The following is a 19,203-nucleotide window of genomic DNA, read 5'->3' as shown; positions in this document are numbered from 1 at the left end:
ATGGCTGAAATCGCAAGAGCCGTGCCGGATTGGCATTTGCGAGATCACACGCTTTAACCGGCGGAAAAAAAGAGACCGGCCAGGCACATGGCCTGGCCGGTCAGGTAACCGGTCTACAGGGGCAGAAGAGACCGGTCAGAGACGATTAGAGGCTGCTCGGGTCGACGCTTTCCAGACCAACCCAGTTTTCGTCAGCCTTGGAAATGAAGCCCGGTACGTCCTTGTTCCAACGTTCCTGGATCGACGGTGCGAGGTTCAGGTAAAGCTTGTTGTCGACGATCTTCCACAGGTCCGGGTCACCATCGACCTTCACGCCCATGGCAGCACCGAAGGCGCAGAAACCGCCGTATTGCGGAAGATATTTTTCCGGGTTCTGCTTGAAGAGATCGCGGTTCTCTTCAGAGGCGAAACGGTAGGTGGCGCCGTTGTGAACTTCGGTAATAGCAATGTCGCCGTCCTGCGGAGCGCCATTGACGAAATAGGAAACCGGATCGACACCGCGCAGGGCCAGGCCGGTGATGGTGGCGTTGACATCAAAACCGGCACCGAAAGCGCTGGAGACAAGCCCGGTGACGACGACCAGGGCGGCAACTGAGCCGCGAATGAGGTTTGCAAACATCTGGAGACACTCCCAAGGGGTTGAATTGGTCCGGCAAAGACGTGTTCAAGCGATCTTGAGATAGGAACCGATTGGTTCCTAATCGGTCGCACTTGACCAACCCTGCCGGTGGTTCCTAAATAGAGTTAGGAACCGAATGGTACAAAACACAAGCGCGTGACACGCGGTTGAGTTTTTTGTGAAGTGGCTTGACGGGAGATCGCATGGCAAGACCTCGGGAATTCGACGCCGATGAGGCATTGGAAAAAGCCATGGAGCTGTTCTGGGACGTTGGCTATGACGAAGCCTCGCTGTCCGAACTGCTCGATGCGATGGCCATTACCAAGGGTTCTTTCTACAAGGCGTTCCAGGACAAACAGTCGGTCTATCTGGCGGCACTCGACAGGTACAACGATCAGGTTGTCAGCAACACGGTCGCTTTTCTTGGTGACCCTTCAGAAGGGGCGGGACGGGACCGGATACTTGCCCTGTTCGGCCGCATTGCCGAGCTCGCCCAGAAAGATGGCGACAGGCTTGGCTGCTTTCTGTGCAATGCCCTGGTCGACAAGGCGGGGGGCGCAGAGGCAGAGGCAAGTCTGCAGGCGATGACAAGGCGTCTGGAAAACGGTTTTTACCGCGCGCTTCGGGACGATGGGCTTGAGGGGACAGAAGCTCGCGGCACCGCACGCGGCGTACTGACAGCCTATTTCGGCTTGCGGGTTCTCGGCCGGGCGGGGTTGTCCGCCGACATGGCGGCCGACTGCATCCGCCAGGTCGAGAGACTGCTTGGCCGAGTGCATTGAGGCAGGAGCAGGAGCAGGTGGTTTATTGAGGCTCGGGGACTTTGAAACCGCGAAATACTGAATTTCAGATAACCCAATACCACCTCATCCCGAAGGAGCACGAAGTGCTGTCTCGAAGGATGGGATGAGGGGAAAGTTCTTCAGGAGGGTGTTCCGAGCCTCGCTCTATCGCAGGCGCCTTGCCAGTTCGCGCAGAATACGGACCGCGGCTTCCTCGATGACAGGGTAGGCGGGTCTCGTATCGCGCGGACCTTTCGGCAAAGCCGGAACGTGAACGAAGATGCTGGCAATGCCCGAGCCGATGGAATCCCATAAGGTGGCATTGCAGAGATAGGTTCCGGCGTTGGTGGAAAGCTGTGCGGGCGCACCTGCGGCAAGCGCAGCATCGCGCAGGGCCCTGGCAGGCAGGGTTGAGCTCCGCGCGCGCTCTTGAGACATTGCCAGTTCCGGCCTCGCCGGTGCTCTGCCCAACGCATCCGGACGCACGCGTACGGCTTTGTTGACGGCCCTTGTTTCAATATTGATCGTTCTCCGCGTCCCGTCGACGCCGAAGTGCACGATGGCGTCTGGCGAAAGGGTGGTGCGGAGCCGGTCTGTGACAACCTCACGCCCTGCCCAGGTTGTCGGCAGGACATGGAAGACGAAGTCGACACCTGACTGATGCGCCCCAATGCGTTTGGCGAGCCGTCTCATGAGGCGCTCCGTCGGATTGACGGGTGCCCCCGGGAACGGCGAAAAACCGGTCACAAGAACGGTCTTGCGTCCTGAAGTGTTCATTCGCCAAGCCCCATCAAGGTCGCTAATTCGTCCACCGCGAGCGAGACAGCGGTCTTGCCGCCGCGCACTTCCTCCTCCAGGGATTTGAGACGGTCGGCGGTACGCGTGTTCGATGTCAGGGCTTCCATCATGCGCTGTTGAAGCATGTCCCACATCCAGGCGACTTGTTGTCCGCTGCGTTTTTGATGCCATTCACCGCTGGCCTGCATGCGCTCGCGAAACACCGTAATCTGCTCCCACAGGTGATCCAGCCCTTCGTTGGCGAGGCCAGACACCGTGATGACAGGCGGCGTCCATGTGGGCGACTTGGGAGCAAGAATATGCAGCGCTGCGCGATAGTCCGAGGCAGCGGTACGGGCACGGGTAGCGCCGTCGCCGTCGGCCTTGTTGACGGCGATCATGTCGGCAATCTCAAGAACGCCCTTCTTGATGCCCTGAAGCTCGTCACCGGCGCCAGGCAGCATCAGGACCAGAAAGAAGTCGACCATGTCGGCAACCGTGGTTTCCGATTGTCCGATGCCGACGGTTTCAACCAGGATCACGTCGTACCCGGCGGCCTCGCACAACAGCATGGTTTCGCGCGTCTTCGCGGCGACCCCGCCAAGTGTACCGGCGGAAGGCGATGGGCGGATGAAGGCGTTCGGATCCACAGCTAGCTGGGCCATTCGTGTCTTGTCGCCCAGGATCGACCCACCGGTACGGGTGGATGACGGATCAACCGCCAGAACGGCGACCTTGTGCCCGGCGGCAGTCAGGTTGGATCCCAACGTGTCGATGGTCGTGGACTTGCCGACACCTGGTACGCCGGTGATGCCGACCCTGAGGGCCTTGCCTGTGAGAGGCAGCAGTTCCTGGATCAGATGCTGGGCAAGGCGGCGATGCTCACGCTTGCGCGATTCCACGAGCGTGATGGCGCGGGCAAGCGCAGCGCGCTGTCCGGCTTTCAGACCGTCCGCCAGCTTCGCGGGGTCGAGATTTCGTGCCGTTGTCATCATGCCTCAAGGTGTTAGCGCAGGATTCGGCAAAGGTCACTGCCGCCAAAGGGTGAAGACGCATTCGCGACGCGTTCTGATGGCGCAAAACAGCGCCGAAATGGATGGAAACATTGAAACCCGCAGGCAAAAACGTGTTAGATACACGCCACTTCGATGAAATTCATTTTTGGTGCTGCATGACACCCTTGTCCTATCTGAAAGCCCCGTTCTGGGTTCTGGGTCTCGCCGGAACCGACAAGTCTCCGCGCAAGAATCCGCTTCTGGGAAGCGAGAGGCTGAATACCTGGGGCCTGCACAAGAAAAGAGTGCAGCTTGCGGCCGATCTTGCTGCACACAGACGCGCAAAGCTGGCCCATCTGGTTGATCGGGACCAGCAGGCTTTCTTCGATGAGAACGGCTATTTCCTGGTCAAGAACTTCCTGCCGGAAGAAACTTTCCGCCAGCTCAAGGAAGAAGTGTTCAACCAGCCGTTCGAATCGCGGGAGATGCGCCAGGGCCAGGCGGTGACGCGGATGACCTTGCTGCCGCCGGAGGTGTTGCGCAAAAACGCTGCGTTGGCTCAGGCGGTGCGTGATCCGCGTGCGATCAACATGATCCGCTATGCCGCCTCGCAGGGTGGACAGCCTCTCAATTTCATTCAGACGGTCCTGGTGGAACCGTTGAAGGTGAAGAAAAAAGATCCGCAGTCCGATGCCCATGCAGATACGTTCCACGCGACGTCCAAGGCCTGGCTGTTCCTGCAGGACGTCGGCGAGGACGACGGGCCCTTCTTCTTCGTGCCGGGCTCACACAAGCTCACGAAGGAGCGGCTGGAATGGGAGTACGAATGCTCCCTGAGCGCAGCCAAGGACCTGAGGTCCCACCATGCCAGCGGGTCTTTCCGGATCAAGGCGGATGAGCTTGCCTCCCTTGGCCTGCCGCAGCCCAAAAAGATGGCGGTGCCGGAAAACACGTTGATCGTGGCCGATACCTTTGCCTTTCACGGCCGCACGCCGTCCGACAAACCGACAGTCCGTTCGGAAATCCACTGGCACATGCGCCGCAATCCGTTCCTGCCGTGGACCGGCGGCGACATCAAGGCACTGCCGGGTCTCAAGGATCGCGGCATGCCGGTTCTGATGGATCTTGCGGATGTGGCTGAAAAGACGCTGAAGCAGCGCAACGTGTGGCGCAAGGTGGGCGAAGTCATGGTGCGCTCGCAGCCGCATGTGTGAGGGCTGAGGTGTCTTCTGATTTCTTCGTTTCAAAGATCCGATAGTCAATTGTTCCCATCCAACCTCATCCTGAGGAGGACCATCAGGTCCGTCTCGAAGGATGGGCCAATTGCTCAAGAGTGTGCCGCCCATCCTTCGAGACAGCGCTTTCGCGCTTCCTCAGGATGAGGGGGAAATTGGGGGTGATCTGTCGGAATGAACCTGGCCGGCCGTGTAACCGTCAGCTCTTCGGCGTCCAGAGGATCCGCTGTAGCTGTGCATCGAACAGGTCGTTTTCAGCCGGAAGGCGGTCGAACGGGCCGTCGTAGCCCGGAATCGCGTAGACCAGTTCCACGTTCGGATGGCCATCGGAATGGCAGATTGCCATGCCGCGCCACAGGTTCTGGCCGACCCGGCAATCGGCACGTGAGGAGCCGATTTCGGAAAAGGTCATGCCGATCCGTTCGCCGTTCGGGCCCTGCAGGTGGTGTGTCACACCGTGGACGGTGCGGACCTTGCCGTTCTGACCCTTGAACACCTGCAACACCTGAAAGCCGTCACTGTTGAAAGCTGCAAGAGCCCACTCGGTGGAGTTTTCGTTGGCGGTTTGAATGCCTTCGGTGGTGAAGCCGGGCAGGGCTGCCTCAATGGCTTTCTGGCCGTATTGGGTTTCACCGGTAATGCCGCCGACATGATCTTCGGCGATTTGCACCAGCGTGATGTTGGATGTCCGCACCAGGCGCCCGGATGTGCCGTCCAGATCCGCCGTCGGTGCGCAGGCCGCTCCCGTAAGTGCGAAAAGGCAGGCAAAACCGATAGCAGTTAGACGCATGATGATACTCGGGCTGATTGGGCTGCGCCGAAGTGCGCAGAAGCGATACGGGATTTACCAAGTAACGTCTTGTTTGCAAAGAGAGCGATGCCCCCTGTGGACAGTTCCCGAAGCTTGCAGGCAACTGCCGCAGGGGCATCAAGGCTTGCGTTTCAGCGTGCCTGTCAGGTCTCGTCCCGGTTGATCCATTTGGGTGCGGAAGGGGGCGTATAATTTTCGAACTGGCGGATCATATCAAGCGGAGAACTGGCGATCTGCGCCATGTCGCGCATCACCTGTTTGGTGAAACCCTGCTCTGTCTGGTGGTCGAGGAAGGCGATCAGGTGATCGTAATAGCCTTCGGCATTGAGGAAACCGCAGGGCTTCTTGTGATAACCGAGCTGGCCCCAGGTCCAGACTTCGAAAATTTCTTCGAGCGTACCAACGCCGCCCGGAAGGGCTATGAAGGCGTCGGACAAGTCTGCCATCATCGCCTTGCGCTCATGCATCGAATCCACGAGATGCAGTTCGCTCAAACCCTCGTGGCCGATTTCCTTGTCCTGAAGAGATCGCGGCAGCACGCCGATCACCTTGCCACCGGCTGCAAGTGCCGCGTCGGCAACGGTGCCCATCAGGCCAACCTTGGCGCCGCCATAGACAAGCGTGTAGCCCTGTTCGGCGATGGCGCGTCCCGTTTCGCACGCAATATCCGCATATGCCTCGAGAGCGCCGTAGCTGGAGCCACAAAAGACGCAAATGGATTTCATGTCTGTTCTCCGGTCGCTGAGGTGGCAGGCTCTGCCCTCAGGAATTTTGATCGTGTTCGATCCATGACACGCGGGCCCGTGGGCCCGCGTGTCATCTTCAAGGTCAGTCTTTGGCCAACTCGTCCAGAACCCGGGCCCAGGAACGGATGCCCTTGTGGAAGCTGGTCAGGTTGTATTTTTCGTTCGGCGAATGGATCTGGTCATCTTCCAGACCAAAGCCGATCAGCAGCGAATCCATGCCCAGCATGCGCTTGAAATCACCCACGATCGGGATCGAACCGCCCATTCCGATCAGCGCAGCATCCTTGTCCCATTCCGCCTTGAGGGCTGTCTTGCCCTTTTCCAGCGCAGGCATCGCAAAGTCGAGCCTGAGGGCAGGGCTGCCTTCCTTGGCAATGAAATCCACCGTGCAGTCTGCCGGGATCTTAGAGCGCACGTAGGCGCGGAAAGCTTCCTGGACCTTGTCCGGGTCCTGATCGCCGACAAGGCGGAAGGTGAACTTGGCATGTGCTTCGGCCGGGATCACGGTCTTGGAACCGGCACCCTGGTAACCGCCCCACATTCCGTTCACTTCAACGGTCGGGCGGGTCCAGAGATGTTCAAGCGGCATGCGGTCCTTTTCACCGCGCGGATATTTCAGGCCGACCTCGCCGAGGAATTCCTCGACCGAGAAACCGAGCTCGTCCCACATCTTGGTGACTTCTTCCGGCATGTCGATGACGCCGTCGTAGAAACCGGGCAGGGTCACCTTGCCGTTCTCATCGTGCAGGCCGGCAATGATCGAAGCGACGATGTGGTTCGGGTTTTGAGCCGAGCCACCATAGGAGCCGGAATGCAGGTCGCGGCTGGCCGCCTTGACGATGATCTCGTCGCCGACCATGCCGCGCAGCATGATGGAGATTGCCGGTGTTTCAGCGTCCCACATGCCGGTGTCGCACACGAGCGCAAGGTCGCAGGACAGTTCGTCCTTGTTGGCTTCAAGGAACGGATGAAGCGACGGCGAACCAGACTCTTCCTCACCTTCGAACAGGATCGACACGTCGAGCGGCAGATCGCCGGTTTCTTCCAGGTAGGCGCGGGCCGCTTCCACGAAGGTCATCAGCTGACCCTTGTCGTCGGCGGAACCGCGGGCAACGATGATCTTGCTGCCGTCCGGCTTTGTCTCGATGGCCGGGTCGAACGGATCGCGCTTCCACAGGTTCAGCGGATCGACCGGCTGAACGTCGTAGTGGCCGTAGAACAGGACATGCGGCCCCGGCTTGCCGGACTTGCGGTGACCCACAACCATCGGATGGCCGGTCGTGTCGCGTACCGATGCTTCAATGCCGATGTCGTTCAGTTCTCTTGCCAGCCATTCAGCGGCTTCACGGCACGGAGCCTTGAAAGCCGGGTCGGTGGAAATGCTCTTGATCTTGAGGAGGTCGAACATTCGGTCGAGGCTGTTGTCGAGATTGGCATCGATGCGCGCCAAGACCTTGTCGATGGAACTCATGACGGATCCTTGAATTTTTGAACAGATAGGAGCAGGCCCGATGGACTCGGGCAATGTGAGAAGGCCCTAACAGGCCATATCGGCGCGCGTAGCGCAATTGCTTATTCAGGAAGCAGAAGACGGCCCGCAAAGCGCCGGCCGCCGATCCATCAGGCGGCCTGGATCTCTTTCTCGCCAGCGGCAGGTGCTGCGTCACCGGCCGTCTGTTCGTCCTGCAGACCCTTGTCTTGCGACAGATAGACGGTCGAGGAGGGATAGGCGATTTCAGATCCGTTGGCCTCGACGATCTCCCTTATGCCGAAGAGCAGCTCTTCCTGGATTTCCTGAAACGCTGCGACGGTGGCTGCCTGCACATAGGCATAGACGTCGACCGATATAGCGTAATCGTCAAAGCCGATCATTCGCACGCGAAGCGGATCTTCGATTACCTTTTCGTGGGCGAGGAGATAGTCGTGGATCGCTGCCAGAACGCGCTTCAGCGATGCCGGGCTCGTCTCATACCGCAGTTTGAGTTTGTGTCGGAAGTGAAACTGGTCACGGTAGCTGTAGTTGATGATCTTTCGTTTGGCGAGGTCGGCATTGGCAACGGTAATGAGTGTTCGGTCGAGCGCCCTGATACGGGTTGAACGGATGCCGATGGATTCCACGGTGCCCGCCAGATCATCGAACTGGCAGAACTCGCCGACACGCACCATCCGGTCAGCATAGAGAATGATACCACCGATCAGGTTTTCGATTGTCGGCTGGGCGGCAAGGGCAATTGCAAGACCGCCCACGCCGAGACCAGCGATGACGCCGTAGATCGGAATGCCGATCTGAGTTGCGCCATACCCGAGCACGATCAGCGCGATGGCAAGGGAGAAGACCCGGAAGCCGGTGCGCAGAAGGCTGACGTCAAGTCCATCTCTTGCAGCCCCGGCACTGCTGGAAAACCAGACGTAGAACAGCTGCAGAAGCTGATAGACCATCCAGGCGGTCGCCGACCAGATGATGGCTGTCGTCGACGTTCCGACTGCCACCAAAGGCATGCCTGTGATGTTGATCTGATCTTCGCACACATAGCGGAAGAGACTTGCGGCAAGGATCACGACAACCGGATTGAGGATCGCGTGGACGATGCGGGTACCTTCGTTCACGGAGACCGCACGCCACCTGCGCCAGCGAACGTAGTATCCGAACACGACCGCGTAGAGGACGAGAAGTCCGGCAAGTGCCAGCCACTGCCAATACGCCTGGTCGGCAAAATGGTACTGAAGCAGGTCTGGCCCTGCTTCAATGACGTCATACCAGAGCGGTGCAATCAGGTTGCCGGGGGTGTAGGTGTAGTATTCAAAGAGGTCTTCCCCGCGATCCGCGGTGATGGGCAGAACCCGTACAACTGCATAGTCTTCGGGAATGCGTTCAACGGAGGACCTGGAAAACAGGTACTGCCCGCGCAGTTCCCCTTCATCCTGGCGCAGCAGGTTGATGCTGGTGCCGGGAATGGTCCAATGGTCAGGCAAGTCCGCCGCGTTGCCGGCCTTTCGCGAGCTGCCTGCAGGCGAGCCGGGAATGTCTTCGAAAAGCGGCGCCGGGATCCTGTCCAGGATCTCCTGAAGCTGCAGTGCAATCTCGACGCTGGCATTTTCCCGGGAAGTCACGGGAATGCCGCTTAGGTCGAAAGTCTGCGCGGCTTTTGAAAGAAGCGCACGTACCAGAACCAGTTTTTCCTCTTCGCTGTCCGACAGGAACAGCCGGTTGCTGTCATCATAACTGTCCCGAACCGACATCCAGAGCGTGTTCACTTCGTTCATGATGTAGACGAAGCTTTCCAGTGTCGCGCGCGGACTGGACGTGTCGGGTGGAGAAATCGGGTTGTCGCGCAGGTACTCCCGGGCGCGTGCCACCCGATTTTGATCCAGTGATCCTGCCCGCTCTTCCGTACTGGTGGGGGCTGCGCCGGGCTCCTGTGCACCGGCCATCGGCGCGCCGGTCAGGAGAACAGCAACCAGGGACAGCAGGAAAAGCAATTGCAGGGCCGAACCGAAGAGGCGCTGTTGCAAGCACTCAGCTTTGTATTGCGGTTGTGGCCGGTGTTCTCGGTAACGCATGTTGCCCCGTCTGCCGTTGTTTCAATTGCAGCCTTAACGGGAAGGGGTAACTATCCTGTTACTCAGGGGATAATGGGGGCGCATCACTCCTGAACCGGATTGGTGTAATCGCTTGCGGTGAGGACAATTTCCACCCTTGCAGGCCCGATGACATCTTCCAGCCGGGCGGAGAGAATGTCGCGGAACGTGTCTATGTCTTCGGCACGAACGGGTTTTTCGGGGTCGAGATAGACGGCCACCCAGTGCATGCGCCCTGCCTGAAGGACAGCTGCCCGATGCAGGCGATAGCCTTTTTCGCGGGCAAGGTCCCTGGCAGCCCTGGCGACCTTGGCATAGGTGCTGCTGGGGGCGCTGACGCCGGCAAGGTCTGCCAGCGTCGTGCGGAAGGTCGAAAGCGGCTGCCAGATGATCGCCAGGATCAACACCAGAACGATGACGGCATCACCGATCGGGACAAATGGTCCGAGAACCGTATCTTCCAGATAGGGCAGCGACAGAAGGGCTGCTCCCGATCCGACGCTGAGCGCGCCGTCGATGAGAGCGGCGCGGGCTTCGGTCTTCAGGATGGCGCTGCGCTTGCCGGTTTTCCGGTAGGCACGGTGAAAGTTGAATGCAAGGCCAAGGCAGATGCTGACGATGACGACTGCGTAGACCGCGATCGGACCAAACACCAGTTCCGGGACAACGCCTCCGGAAAAGAAGGTCCAGATTTTCGAGATGGAGACAAAGGCTGCGAAGACCAGCACGCCGATGAGGATGAGGCTCCGGAAGGTGACATAGAGCACCTCGTCGAAATCGTGTCCCCAGGGTCTGGAGCGTTTCGGTGGCAGGCCAACCCTTGCCCCGATACGAGCGGCCGCAATGGCGGAGATGAAGTTGACCGCCGAATACAGCCCGTCCACCAGCATGGCGTCGGACCGGGATACCCAGGCGGTCAGAAGGCCGGCAACGGCCATGAACAGGTTGGCCCATTTGCCGATGACAAGCGCCTTGCGCTCGGTCTCCAGATTTTGGGCCGCGGTTGCCGGCATCGCTTTGTCTAGTTGCCTCTTTTCAGCGAACCGAGCAGGCCCCGAACCAGCGCACGGCCGAGCGAGGAACCGAGACTTCTGGCTGCGGACTTGAGCCCGGCTTCCAGGGCCGTGTCGCGCTGGCCACGGCGGTTGCTGCGCCGTTCCCGGCTTTCCTGACGCGGCCTGTCATCGCGTCCGAAGTCGGGCAGCTGAAAACCGGATCGCGAGCGCCGGGGATCGCCATGTTTCCTGGCGTAGCTGTCTTCCTTTTCCTGGCGCCGCTGTTCCTGTCTCTGCGCTTCCTGCGCGCGCCCCATCAGGACTTCGTAAGCCGACGTCCGGTCGCGGGTGCGCTCGTAAGTGCCAAAGACGGGGCTAGACTGGATCAAGGCCCGTCGTTCGGCCTGAGTGACAGGACCCAGCCGCGAACAGGGTGGACGGATCAGCGTGCGCTGAACGACGGACGGAATGCCTTTGCCTTCCAGGGTCGAGACCAGTGCTTCGCCGACACCGAGTTCCGTGATGACCCGTTCGGTGTTGAGATCCGGGTTGGGACGGAACGTTTCCGCAGCTGCCCTGACAGCCTTCTGGTCGCGCGGCGTGAAGGCACGCAGGGCGTGCTGAATGCGGTTGCCGAGCTGGGAAAGCACGGTCTCCGGTACGTCCAGCGGGTTCTGAGTAACAAAATAGACGCCGACACCCTTGGAGCGGATCAGCCGGACTACCTGTTCCACCTTCTCGATAAGTGCCTTGGGAGCATCGGAAAACAGAAGGTGGGCTTCGTCGAAGAAGAACACTAGCTTCGGCTTTTCCGGATCACCGACTTCGGGCAGTTCCTCAAAGAGTTCAGACAGCATCCAGAGCAGGAAGACGCCATAGAGCCGGGGGGCGGACATGAGCTTGTCGGCAGCGAGGATGTTGACGACGCCCCGGCCGTCCGGCGCGGTGCGGATGAAGTCACGGATGTCGAGGGCCGGTTCTCCGAAGAAGTGTTCTCCGCCCTGGCGCTCCAGCACCAGAAGCCTGCGCTGAATGGCCCCGACGGACGCCTTGGAAACGTTGCCGTAGATCGTGGAAAGCTCGGAGGCACGTTCTGCCACGTGGGCAAGCATTGCCCTGAGGTCTTTCAGATCCAGCAGCAGCAGGCCTTCATCGTCGGCCAGCTCGAACAGGACGTTCAGTACACCTTCCTGCGTATCGTTGAGTTCCAGCAGTCGCGCGAGGAGCAGGGGCCCGATCTCGGAAACGGTGGTGCGGATCGGATGGCCTTGCTCGCCGAGCAGGTCCCAGAACACCGCGGGGAACGCTTCGTAGGTGTATTCGTCGGCGATCCCGACATCGCTGGCGCGTTTTTCAAGAAAGTCCTTGGAAACACCCGCGGTTGCAAGTCCGGACAGGTCGCCCTTGATATCGGCGCAGAACACGGGAACACCGGCCTTGGAAAAGCCTTCGGCAAGGATCTGCAGCGAAACGGTCTTGCCGGTGCCTGTTGCTCCGGCAATCAAGCCGTGGCGGTTTGCGAGCTTGAGCGTGAGGGTTTCTTCCCTGGTGCTGGCACCGATGAAAATACTGTCTTTTACCGTCACGATTACCCCCGAATCCCTGCATCTTGCCGCAGCCTAGAGCCTTTCGCTGCCAGATTGAAACATTCTGTTGCCGGGCGGCATTGGACGAGCCTGCGGGCTGCATGCGGCATAGTCGAGCAGAAAAGACATTGCCCATCGACGTGGGCACCTCGAGACTTGTATAGAGAAGCCAAACGGGCGCCGGATGACATGGCGTCAGTCATTTGATCAGGAGATTTTCATGGACGAGCTCATCCAGCGGATCATGGCGGCAGCAGGCATCGAGGAAGATGTTGCCAAGAACGCCATCGGCATCATTCTGGGCTTCTTGAACAAGGAAGGTCCGGAAGACAAGATGCAGCTCATCTTCGACGCTTTGCCTGGAGCGAAGGATCTTGTCGATGCGCGTGCGGAAGCCGGTTCCGGCGGCGGGTTTTTGAGCGGTCTTGGAAGCATGATGGGCGGTGGCATGGGCGCCATGGCGGCACTCAATGAATTGACAAATGCGGGCCTCGACATGGATGGCGTGCAAAGTGTTGTCAAAGAACTCGTGTCCTATGCTAAGGAAAAAGCAGGGGACGATGTTGTGAATGAAGTGGTTTCACAAATTCCGGGACTGAGCCAGATCGTCTGACTGTCCCAGGTTCGGTTGCCGGTTGATTAGGGAGTTCTGAGCGCATGTCTTATTCCATCGATGAAATCGAAGGTATCGGCCCAACCTATGCTGCAAAGCTGGGTGAAGTCGGCATCAAGACAACGGAAGCTTATCTGGAGCGTGCGAAGGACCCGAAAGGTCGCAAGGCGCTGGAAGAAGAAACCGGCATCGACGGCAAGCGGATCCTGAAATGGGCCAACATGGCGGATCTGATGCGCATCAGCGGCGTTGGTGAGGAATATTCCGAACTCCTGGAAGCTGCCGGCGTCGACACGGTGAAGGAACTGAAGCATCGCAATGCCGCCAACCTGGCGGAGAAGATGCAGGAAGTGAACGAAGCCAAGAAGCTTGTTCGCCAGGTGCCGAGTGAAAGCCAGGTCACCAAATGGGTCGATCAGGCCAAGGAATTGCCGCCGATGATGACCTACTGAGGTCGGCAAGCCGAAAAATGAAATGACAAAAAAAGGCGTGCGGAAAGCGCGCCTTTTCCTTTTGGCGATTGGCATTTTGACGTTGTTGCCCGGCGTGCGTGCCTAGCGTGGTCTCATCTGGCCCATGTTGTTTTGCATCCGCGCCAGAACAAAAAAGGCGCACCGAAGTGCGCCTGTTGTTAGCCCCTGGAAGCTGTTGGCTGGAGAAGCAGCGTTATACGCTGATCTGGCCGTAACGAAGCGCTTCGACCACGGTGTGGGTCTTGTTGGAAGCGTTCAGCTTGACACTGGCATTCTGCAGGTGAGCGTGGACAGTCCGCTGGGAGATGTCGAGCACGTCTGCAATTTCGCCGGCTGTCTTGCCATAGGCCGTCAGTTCCAGAACCTTGCGCTCACGGGTCGACAATGCGCCCGGTCGCTGTCCGGAAATCACGCCAAGTTCGCGCAGACGCGAGAAGGCGGCAGCTGCAAGTGCTTCCAGATTGGAAAGATCGTATTTGTTGACCTGAAGAGCAGGGCCGCTTGCAAACACGAATGCCTGGAAAGGATAGAGTTCCGTTACCGGGATGACGAGAACCTGACTTCCTTCCCCGGCTGACGCCAGAAGGTCGGAATGTTCCATGTCACCGGCGGAGATTGTCCAGACGCGAGCCCGGTTTGAACCGAGGCCAAGCATCAAGGCGCTGTCATTTGCAGAAAGCGAAGTGCTTTCAATTCCGTCATTGCGTTGATCGGGCCACCGGAACCGTTGAACGAGGTTGTCGATCGGGCGGTTCGGCATCGGCAGGCCGGTAATGAGGATATGCGTCGCCCCCATGCGTCGAAGGTTCGATTCCAAAATATCGAGAACATGATGGGCGGCATTTGCTTCCGAGATTGCTCTCAGCTTGCTCTTCAATTCCGTTTGATCAAGCATTGTGCACATCCTTTGCGGCTTGGGTGGCCGCGTCTTTGCGGGTGTCCGTACGCGAGCCGGAACATCCGCTGATGGGTGAAACCCGTTCCCGCCAAACCTATTCAGGTAAGTGTCGGATCCGGACGCCGCGCATTTCTTATGAGGGTAGAATTTCCCATGCGTCAGCACCTATACGCTACAATACAATTGATGATCGTACCAATAGGGAAAACTGGCAAATTTAGCTTATTCCGCCAAAAAATTGACAAGTTGGCGCCTAGAAGAGGCCAAATTGTCTTTCTGAGAAGTGTTTAACGTCTTCGTAAGTGTAAGTCGAAAAACGCAATTTGTAGATAAATTTTTATTTTGCGCGTCTAATTAATTCTACGAGCGAATCGCAAGTCGGAACTGGCTCCCGGTTTCACCTGATTCAACTGTCCGAGACCTTGTGAACTTCAAATCCTTACCCATTCTGCTGAGTTGCCAAGCTTCGGGCCCAGGGACTAAAACGGGGCCAGGGAGTACGTGCGATGCCGAACAGCTTTACTGGACCTGAAAGTTTTTATTCTGCCGACGCGGAGGCCTGGTGGGCTGCCGTCGACAAGGCCCTGAAGGGGAGTGCCCGGCAGAAGCTTTACGGGAAAACCGAAGATGGATTGGATATCGCGCCGCTTTATGAGCGCAGGACAGACAGTCCGGCGCGCGCCCTTCGGGCTGCCGCAGGCGACTGGTCCGTGGTCCAGCGGATCGACATTCCCGATCCTGCCGCCGCAAACGCACAAATTCTGGAAGATCTGGAGGGTGGCGCGAGCGGCCTTGACCTGGTTTTCCGCGGTGCTGCCGCATCATACGGCAATGGCATCCGGGTAGACGATCTATCCGGTGTCGACCGCCTCCTGAAAGACGTCGAACTGGATCTGATTGACCTGCGCTTTGAGGCGGGACGGGAAAATGTCGAGATTTTCGCCTCCATTCTGGCATTGCTCGAAAAACGCAATATCGATCCGGCAAGCGTTCGCCTGACGGCCGGGATCGATCCCTATGGCTGGGTGGCAGTCAATGGTGTCGCTCTCGCCGACATGGAAAACGCCTACAGGCATTTCCGCGATCTGGTGGTTGCAGCGCATGATTTTGGCAGCCCGGCACGGGTAATGAAGGCCGATGGCCGCATATGGCACGAAGCGGGGGCAACGCCTGCGCAGGAGCTTGCGCTTGTTCTGGCTTCCGCCACAGCTCACATGCGCTTGCTGGAAGGCACGAGACTGGCGCCCGAACAATGGGCTGACAGAATTTCCTTCAGCCTGATCGCGGAAGCCGACCAGATCGGAACCATTGCCAAGGCCCGCGCGATCCGCTCGCTCTGGGCGTCGGTACTGGACGGTGCTGGGCTGCCGCAAGCAGGTCTGCCGTTGCATATGTCGACTTCCTACAGAATGCTGACCCGCCGGGATCCCTGGGTCAATCTGCTGCGCAACACCGTGGCAACCTTTGCAGCCGGTGTCGGTGGTGCAGACAGTGTCTGTGTCCTGCCGCATACGCTGGCTGTCGGTTTGCCCGACGGCTTTGCCCGCAGGCTGGCGCGCAATACGCAGTTTATCCTTCTGGAAGAAAGCAACCTTGCGAAGGTGACCGATCCGGCCGCCGGCTCTGGCGCCATTGAAGACCGGACGGATACAGTTTGCGAGGCTGCCTGGAGCCTCTTCCAGGATATCGAGGCGGCCGGCGGCCTGTTCGAGGCGGTGCGCACGGGCCTCGTGCATGATCGCATCGGGGCTGCCAGGGCCGGTCTTGCCAAGAACATCGCCACCAGAAAGCGTCCTATCACCGGCGTAAGCGAGTTCCCGGACCTTGCTGAAAAGCCTGTTGCGGTGCTGAAATCGAGCAAGGAAGATCTTGCAGGCGTGAGCGCACCGCGTGAGGACCTGCCGGAACCGGGAGACGGCGAGCGCTTTGCGACACTGCGCAAGCTTGCCCTTCAGGGAGTGCCCCTGAGCGAGCTGGGCATGCGGCTTGACCTTCTGCCGCGCGACTATTCCCTTCCGAAGCTGGAAACGGCCCGGATAGCGGAGCCCTTCGAACAGCTTCGTAGCAGGTCCGAAGCCTTCGAGCAGGCCGCGTCGACGACGCCAACGGTATTCCTGGCGTCTCTCGGCAGTCTGGCCCAGTTCTCGGCGAGAGCCACCTGGACGGCAAACGCCTTTGCGGCGGGCGGGTTGAAACCCGTCGGACCGGCTGTCTATGGTTCTCTTGAAGATCTCGTTGAGGCCTTCCGGCAAAGCGGGGCGATGCTTGCCTGTCTCGTCTCCACGGACGATGTTTACGAGGCGCAGGCGGAAGAGGCTGCTCGAGCCCTGAAAACGGCAGGGGTGGATTACCTCTACCTTGCAGGGCGCCCTGGAGACCGGGAAGATGCCTATCGCAAAGCCGGTGTGGACGCTTTCGTCTTTGCCGGATGCGATCTGCTTGCACTGTTGAAGGATGCATTTGACCGGCTGGAGACCCAACAAGGGGTCGAGCCGAAAGATCTGGAGGTCCAATCATGAGCAGGATCCCGAATTTCGCTGACAAGCCGTTCCGGAAAATCGTGAAGGCTGCGGACGCCGGCTCGCAGGAGAGCTGGCAAACGCCGGAAGACATCGTTGTGCCGCCTGTCTATGGGGCGCAGGATCTTTATGGACTGAAACATCTGGATACCTGGCCGGGCCTGCCGCCGTTTCTGCGCGGTCCTTACCCGACGATGTATGTCCAGCAGCCCTGGACAGTGCGCCAGTATGCCGGGTTCTCAACGGCCGAAGATTCAAACGCCTTTTACCGGCGTAACCTTGCCGCCGGTCAGAAGGGCCTGTCGGTGGCCTTCGACCTTGCCACGCACCGCGGCTACGACAGCGATCATCCGCGTGTTTCGGGTGATGTCGGCATGGCAGGGGTGGCGATCGATTCCATCTATGACATGCGTACGCTCTTTTCCGGCATTCCGCTGGACAAGATGAGCGTCTCCATGACCATGAACGGCGCGGTGCTGCCGGTGCTGGCGCTTTACATCGTTGCGGCGGAAGAGCAGGGCGTTGCGCAAAAGGACCTCTCGGGCACCATTCAGAACGATATTCTGAAGGAGTTCATGGTCCGCAACACCTATATCTATCCGCCCAAGCATTCCATGCGGATCATCTCGGACATCTTCAAATACACGTCCCAGAACATGCCGCGCTTCAATTCGATCTCCATTTCCGGCTACCACATGCAGGAAGCGGGGGCGACGGCGGATCTGGAGCTGGCCTATACGATTGCCGACGGCATCGAATATGCCCGCGCCGGTGTCGCCGCCGGCATGGATATTGACCAGTTCGCACCGCGGCTGTCCTTCTTCTGGGCGATCGGCATGAACTTCTTCATGGAAGTTGCCAAGCTGCGTGCCGCGCGCCTGATCTGGGCGACCCTGATGGAAGAAAACTTCCAGCCGAAAAACCCGAAATCCCTGTCGCTGCGCACCCATTCGCAGACCTCCGGCTGGTCACTGACGGCACAGGACGTCTTCAACAACGTTATTAGAACCTGTGTGGAAGCCATGGCGGCAACGCAGGGGCATACGCAGTCGCTGCACACGAATGCGCTGGACGAGGCGCTGGCTCTGCCGACCGATTTCTCCGCACGTATCGCCCGCAACACGCAGCTGTTTCTGCAGCAGGAAAGCGGCACGACGCAGGTGATCGATCCCTGGGGCGGTTCCTATTACGTTGAGAAGCTGACGGCAGACCTTGCCGAGAAGGCCATGGCGCACATCCGCGAAGTGGAAGAGCTTGGCGGCATGGCGAAGGCCATCGAGAAGGGCATTCCGAAGCTGCGGATCGAGGAAGCAGCCGCCAAGACACAGGCGCGCATCGACAGCGGTGCGCAAACCGTGGTCGGCGTCAACAAGTTCAAGCCGGAAAGCGAACAGGCGATCGACGTTCTGAAGGTCGACAACGCCCAGGTGCGCGCCGCCCAGATCGATAAGCTCAAGCGCCTGCGTGAAGAGCGCAACGAGGCCGAGACCCAGGCCGCCCTGGAAGCGTTGACCCAATGTGCCGCGTCCGGTGACGGCAATCTGCTGGACCTTTCGGTCAAGGCCGCACGGGCCAAGGCAACCGTGGGTGAAATCTCCCTGGCAATGGAGAAGGTGTTCGACCGGCACAAGGCCGAGATCAAGTCGATTGCCGGTGTCTACAAACGGGAGGCTGGCGCCATGTCCGGAACCATCGAGAAAGTCCAGAAGCTGGTGGAAGCCTTTGAAGACAACGATGGCCGCCGACCGCGTATCCTGGTCGCCAAGATGGGGCAGGACGGGCACGACCGCGGTCAGAAGGTGATTGCCTCGGCGTTTGCCGACCTGGGTTTCGACGTTGATATCGGACCCTTGTTCCAGACCCCGGAAGAAGCTGCTCGCCAGGCGGTCGAAAACGATGTTCACGTGGTCGGCGTGTCATCGCTGGCGGCAGGCCATCTGACACTGGTGCCGGCTCTGAGGCGGGCGCTGGCGGAAGAAGGCCGGGAAGACATCATGATCGTCGTTGGCGGTGTCGTGCCTCCGCAGGATTATGACGAACTCTACAAGTCCGGGGCAGCGGCGATCTTCCCACCGGGAACCGTGATTGCGGAAGCGGCCATCGGTTTGATCGGCAAACTCAACGAGCAATTGGGATATGGCTCCGCTGAAGCAGCTGAATAAGGCCCATGTCGGCAATCGTCAGGTATCCTGGAACTTGCTCACCGGGACCGGTGGTTCCAGGTACATGCCGAAGAGGTAAGGACCCATGCGCCAACGGATTTCCGTAAAGACCCGGGTCAGTTCCTTGTCGTCATCGATCAGCACCCGGTCCGGCACCGGCAGGTCCGGGTCCTGAACGACGATGCCGATGTCGCCGTTCTCAAGGTCGTAAAGCGTGCATTCGCTCAGGTGCGTGCTGTCGAGATTGAGCAGCTTGCCTGATCGCAGCCGCGCTCTTGTTGCAGGCACCGGCCTGCCTTCAAGGGGGGAATTTGATCGCGTCATGGCTAAAGACCGCTCGCTCCGTCGGACCTGTTGAAATTACGGAGGATGTTCTAGGCAGCGTAGCTTGCGCAGGACTGGAAGGTGTTTCG

At 59.3% G+C, this 19,203-nt stretch carries 17 protein-coding genes; 6 read left to right on the top strand and 11 right to left on the bottom strand.

Features of this window, described 5'->3' with window-relative positions; all coding sequences use genetic code 11:
- Window positions 1-145 precede the first annotated feature (145 nt).
- Window positions 146-619, bottom strand: a complete 474-nt coding sequence (locus ACVDG9_RS15350; RefSeq protein ID WP_023000956.1) for a YHS domain-containing (seleno)protein — start codon at window positions 617-619, stop codon at window positions 146-148.
- Between the two features lie 203 nt (window positions 620-822).
- Between ACVDG9_RS15350 and ACVDG9_RS15345 the strand changes: the two genes are divergently transcribed.
- The gene (locus ACVDG9_RS15345) at window positions 823-1,401 is read left to right on the top strand and encodes a TetR/AcrR family transcriptional regulator (RefSeq protein WP_447238380.1); all 579 of its coding nucleotides are present in this window, start codon (window positions 823-825) and stop codon (window positions 1,399-1,401) included.
- Between the two features lie 165 nt (window positions 1,402-1,566).
- Here ACVDG9_RS15345 and ACVDG9_RS15340 read toward each other — a convergent pair whose 3' ends face one another.
- Window positions 1,567-2,178, bottom strand: coding sequence for a pyroglutamyl-peptidase I (locus ACVDG9_RS15340; protein WP_447238379.1), 612 nt, complete (start codon window positions 2,176-2,178; stop codon window positions 1,567-1,569).
- A complete protein-coding gene (gene meaB / locus ACVDG9_RS15335) occupies window positions 2,175-3,173 on the bottom strand; it encodes a methylmalonyl Co-A mutase-associated GTPase MeaB (RefSeq protein WP_023000959.1) in 999 nt (332 codons plus the stop codon). The genes ACVDG9_RS15340 and meaB overlap by 4 nt, the downstream gene beginning before the upstream one ends.
- A 176-nt stretch (window positions 3,174-3,349) precedes the next feature.
- Between meaB and ACVDG9_RS15330 the strand changes: the two genes are divergently transcribed.
- Window positions 3,350-4,387: a phytanoyl-CoA dioxygenase family protein gene (locus ACVDG9_RS15330; RefSeq protein WP_023000960.1), complete on the top strand. Its 1,038-nt coding sequence runs from the start codon at window positions 3,350-3,352 to the stop codon at window positions 4,385-4,387.
- Between the two features lie 220 nt (window positions 4,388-4,607).
- Here the strand turns inward: ACVDG9_RS15330 and ACVDG9_RS15325 are convergent, their stop codons facing one another.
- The 6 genes from ACVDG9_RS15325 to ACVDG9_RS15300 form a co-directional block, all read right to left on the bottom strand.
- Complete coding sequence (locus ACVDG9_RS15325) at window positions 4,608-5,198, bottom strand: DUF1131 family protein (RefSeq protein WP_023000961.1); 591 nt, start codon at window positions 5,196-5,198, stop codon at window positions 4,608-4,610.
- A gap of 164 nt (window positions 5,199-5,362) precedes the next feature.
- Window positions 5,363-5,944 (bottom strand): LOG family protein, encoded by a 582-nt coding sequence (locus ACVDG9_RS15320; RefSeq protein ID WP_447238378.1) that lies wholly within the window; start codon window positions 5,942-5,944, stop codon window positions 5,363-5,365.
- 103 nt (window positions 5,945-6,047) lie between these two features.
- The gene (locus tag ACVDG9_RS15315) at window positions 6,048-7,436 is read right to left on the bottom strand and encodes a dipeptidase (protein ID WP_447238377.1); all 1,389 of its coding nucleotides are present in this window, start codon (window positions 7,434-7,436) and stop codon (window positions 6,048-6,050) included.
- 149 nt (window positions 7,437-7,585) lie between these two features.
- Complete coding sequence (locus ACVDG9_RS15310) at window positions 7,586-9,478, bottom strand: mechanosensitive ion channel family protein (protein ID WP_447238376.1); 1,893 nt, start codon at window positions 9,476-9,478, stop codon at window positions 7,586-7,588.
- A 131-nt stretch (window positions 9,479-9,609) separates the two neighbouring features.
- Complete coding sequence (locus ACVDG9_RS15305) at window positions 9,610-10,557, bottom strand: cation diffusion facilitator family transporter (RefSeq protein ID WP_447238375.1); 948 nt, start codon at window positions 10,555-10,557, stop codon at window positions 9,610-9,612.
- A gap of 8 nt (window positions 10,558-10,565) precedes the next feature.
- Window positions 10,566-12,125, bottom strand: a complete 1,560-nt coding sequence (locus ACVDG9_RS15300; RefSeq protein ID WP_447238374.1) for a helicase HerA-like domain-containing protein — start codon at window positions 12,123-12,125, stop codon at window positions 10,566-10,568.
- Between the two features lie 220 nt (window positions 12,126-12,345).
- On the opposite strand from ACVDG9_RS15300, the gene ACVDG9_RS15295 reads away from it, so the two are divergent.
- Together ACVDG9_RS15295 and ACVDG9_RS15290 are read left to right on the top strand one after the other, a co-directional pair.
- Window positions 12,346-12,738 (top strand): DUF2780 domain-containing protein, encoded by a 393-nt coding sequence (locus ACVDG9_RS15295; protein WP_055656631.1) that lies wholly within the window; start codon window positions 12,346-12,348, stop codon window positions 12,736-12,738.
- A 44-nt stretch (window positions 12,739-12,782) separates the two neighbouring features.
- Window positions 12,783-13,190, top strand: coding sequence for a DUF4332 domain-containing protein (locus ACVDG9_RS15290; protein WP_023000968.1), 408 nt, complete (start codon window positions 12,783-12,785; stop codon window positions 13,188-13,190).
- Between the two features lie 214 nt (window positions 13,191-13,404).
- Here ACVDG9_RS15290 and ACVDG9_RS15285 read toward each other — a convergent pair whose 3' ends face one another.
- Window positions 13,405-14,106: a helix-turn-helix domain-containing protein gene (locus ACVDG9_RS15285; RefSeq protein ID WP_006939443.1), complete on the bottom strand. Its 702-nt coding sequence runs from the start codon at window positions 14,104-14,106 to the stop codon at window positions 13,405-13,407.
- A 509-nt stretch (window positions 14,107-14,615) separates the two neighbouring features.
- Here ACVDG9_RS15285 and ACVDG9_RS15280 point away from each other — a divergent pair.
- Entirely contained in the window at window positions 14,616-16,628 is a 2,013-nt protein-coding gene (locus ACVDG9_RS15280; RefSeq protein WP_447238373.1) for a methylmalonyl-CoA mutase family protein, read from the top strand.
- Window positions 16,625-18,790: a methylmalonyl-CoA mutase gene (gene scpA, locus ACVDG9_RS15275; RefSeq protein ID WP_447238372.1), complete on the top strand. Its 2,166-nt coding sequence runs from the start codon at window positions 16,625-16,627 to the stop codon at window positions 18,788-18,790. The genes ACVDG9_RS15280 and scpA overlap by 4 nt, the downstream gene beginning before the upstream one ends.
- Before the next feature lie 18 nt (window positions 18,791-18,808).
- Here scpA and ACVDG9_RS15270 read toward each other — a convergent pair whose 3' ends face one another.
- Window positions 18,809-19,078: a hypothetical protein gene (locus ACVDG9_RS15270; RefSeq protein ID WP_077292599.1), complete on the bottom strand. Its 270-nt coding sequence runs from the start codon at window positions 19,076-19,078 to the stop codon at window positions 18,809-18,811.
- Window positions 19,079-19,203: the final 125 nt, after the last annotated feature.

The organism is Roseibium sp. RP-7 (assembly GCF_053005225.1).
Note: the sequence above shows the minus strand (reverse complement) of the source record. Positions and strands in the feature narration are given on the sequence as shown.

Coding starts and splice junctions, on each gene's coding strand:
- ACVDG9_RS15350 (WP_023000956.1), bottom strand. CDS start 619: ATGTTTGCAAACCTCATTCGCGGCTCAGTTGCCGCCCTGGTCGTCGTC.
- ACVDG9_RS15345 (WP_447238380.1), top strand. CDS start 823: ATGGCAAGACCTCGGGAATTCGACGCCGATGAGGCATTGGAAAAAGCC.
- ACVDG9_RS15340 (WP_447238379.1), bottom strand. CDS start 2,178: ATGAACACTTCAGGACGCAAGACCGTTCTTGTGACCGGTTTTTCGCCG.
- meaB (WP_023000959.1), bottom strand. CDS start 3,173: ATGATGACAACGGCACGAAATCTCGACCCCGCGAAGCTGGCGGACGGT.
- ACVDG9_RS15330 (WP_023000960.1), top strand. CDS start 3,350: ATGACACCCTTGTCCTATCTGAAAGCCCCGTTCTGGGTTCTGGGTCTC.
- ACVDG9_RS15325 (WP_023000961.1), bottom strand. CDS start 5,198: ATGCGTCTAACTGCTATCGGTTTTGCCTGCCTTTTCGCACTTACGGGA.
- ACVDG9_RS15320 (WP_447238378.1), bottom strand. CDS start 5,944: ATGAAATCCATTTGCGTCTTTTGTGGCTCCAGCTACGGCGCTCTCGAG.
- ACVDG9_RS15315 (WP_447238377.1), bottom strand. CDS start 7,436: ATGAGTTCCATCGACAAGGTCTTGGCGCGCATCGATGCCAATCTCGAC.
- ACVDG9_RS15305 (WP_447238375.1), bottom strand. CDS start 10,557: ATGCCGGCAACCGCGGCCCAAAATCTGGAGACCGAGCGCAAGGCGCTT.
- ACVDG9_RS15295 (WP_055656631.1), top strand. CDS start 12,346: ATGGACGAGCTCATCCAGCGGATCATGGCGGCAGCAGGCATCGAGGAA.
- ACVDG9_RS15290 (WP_023000968.1), top strand. CDS start 12,783: ATGTCTTATTCCATCGATGAAATCGAAGGTATCGGCCCAACCTATGCT.
- ACVDG9_RS15285 (WP_006939443.1), bottom strand. CDS start 14,106: ATGCTTGATCAAACGGAATTGAAGAGCAAGCTGAGAGCAATCTCGGAA.
- ACVDG9_RS15280 (WP_447238373.1), top strand. CDS start 14,616: ATGCCGAACAGCTTTACTGGACCTGAAAGTTTTTATTCTGCCGACGCG.
- scpA (WP_447238372.1), top strand. CDS start 16,625: ATGAGCAGGATCCCGAATTTCGCTGACAAGCCGTTCCGGAAAATCGTG.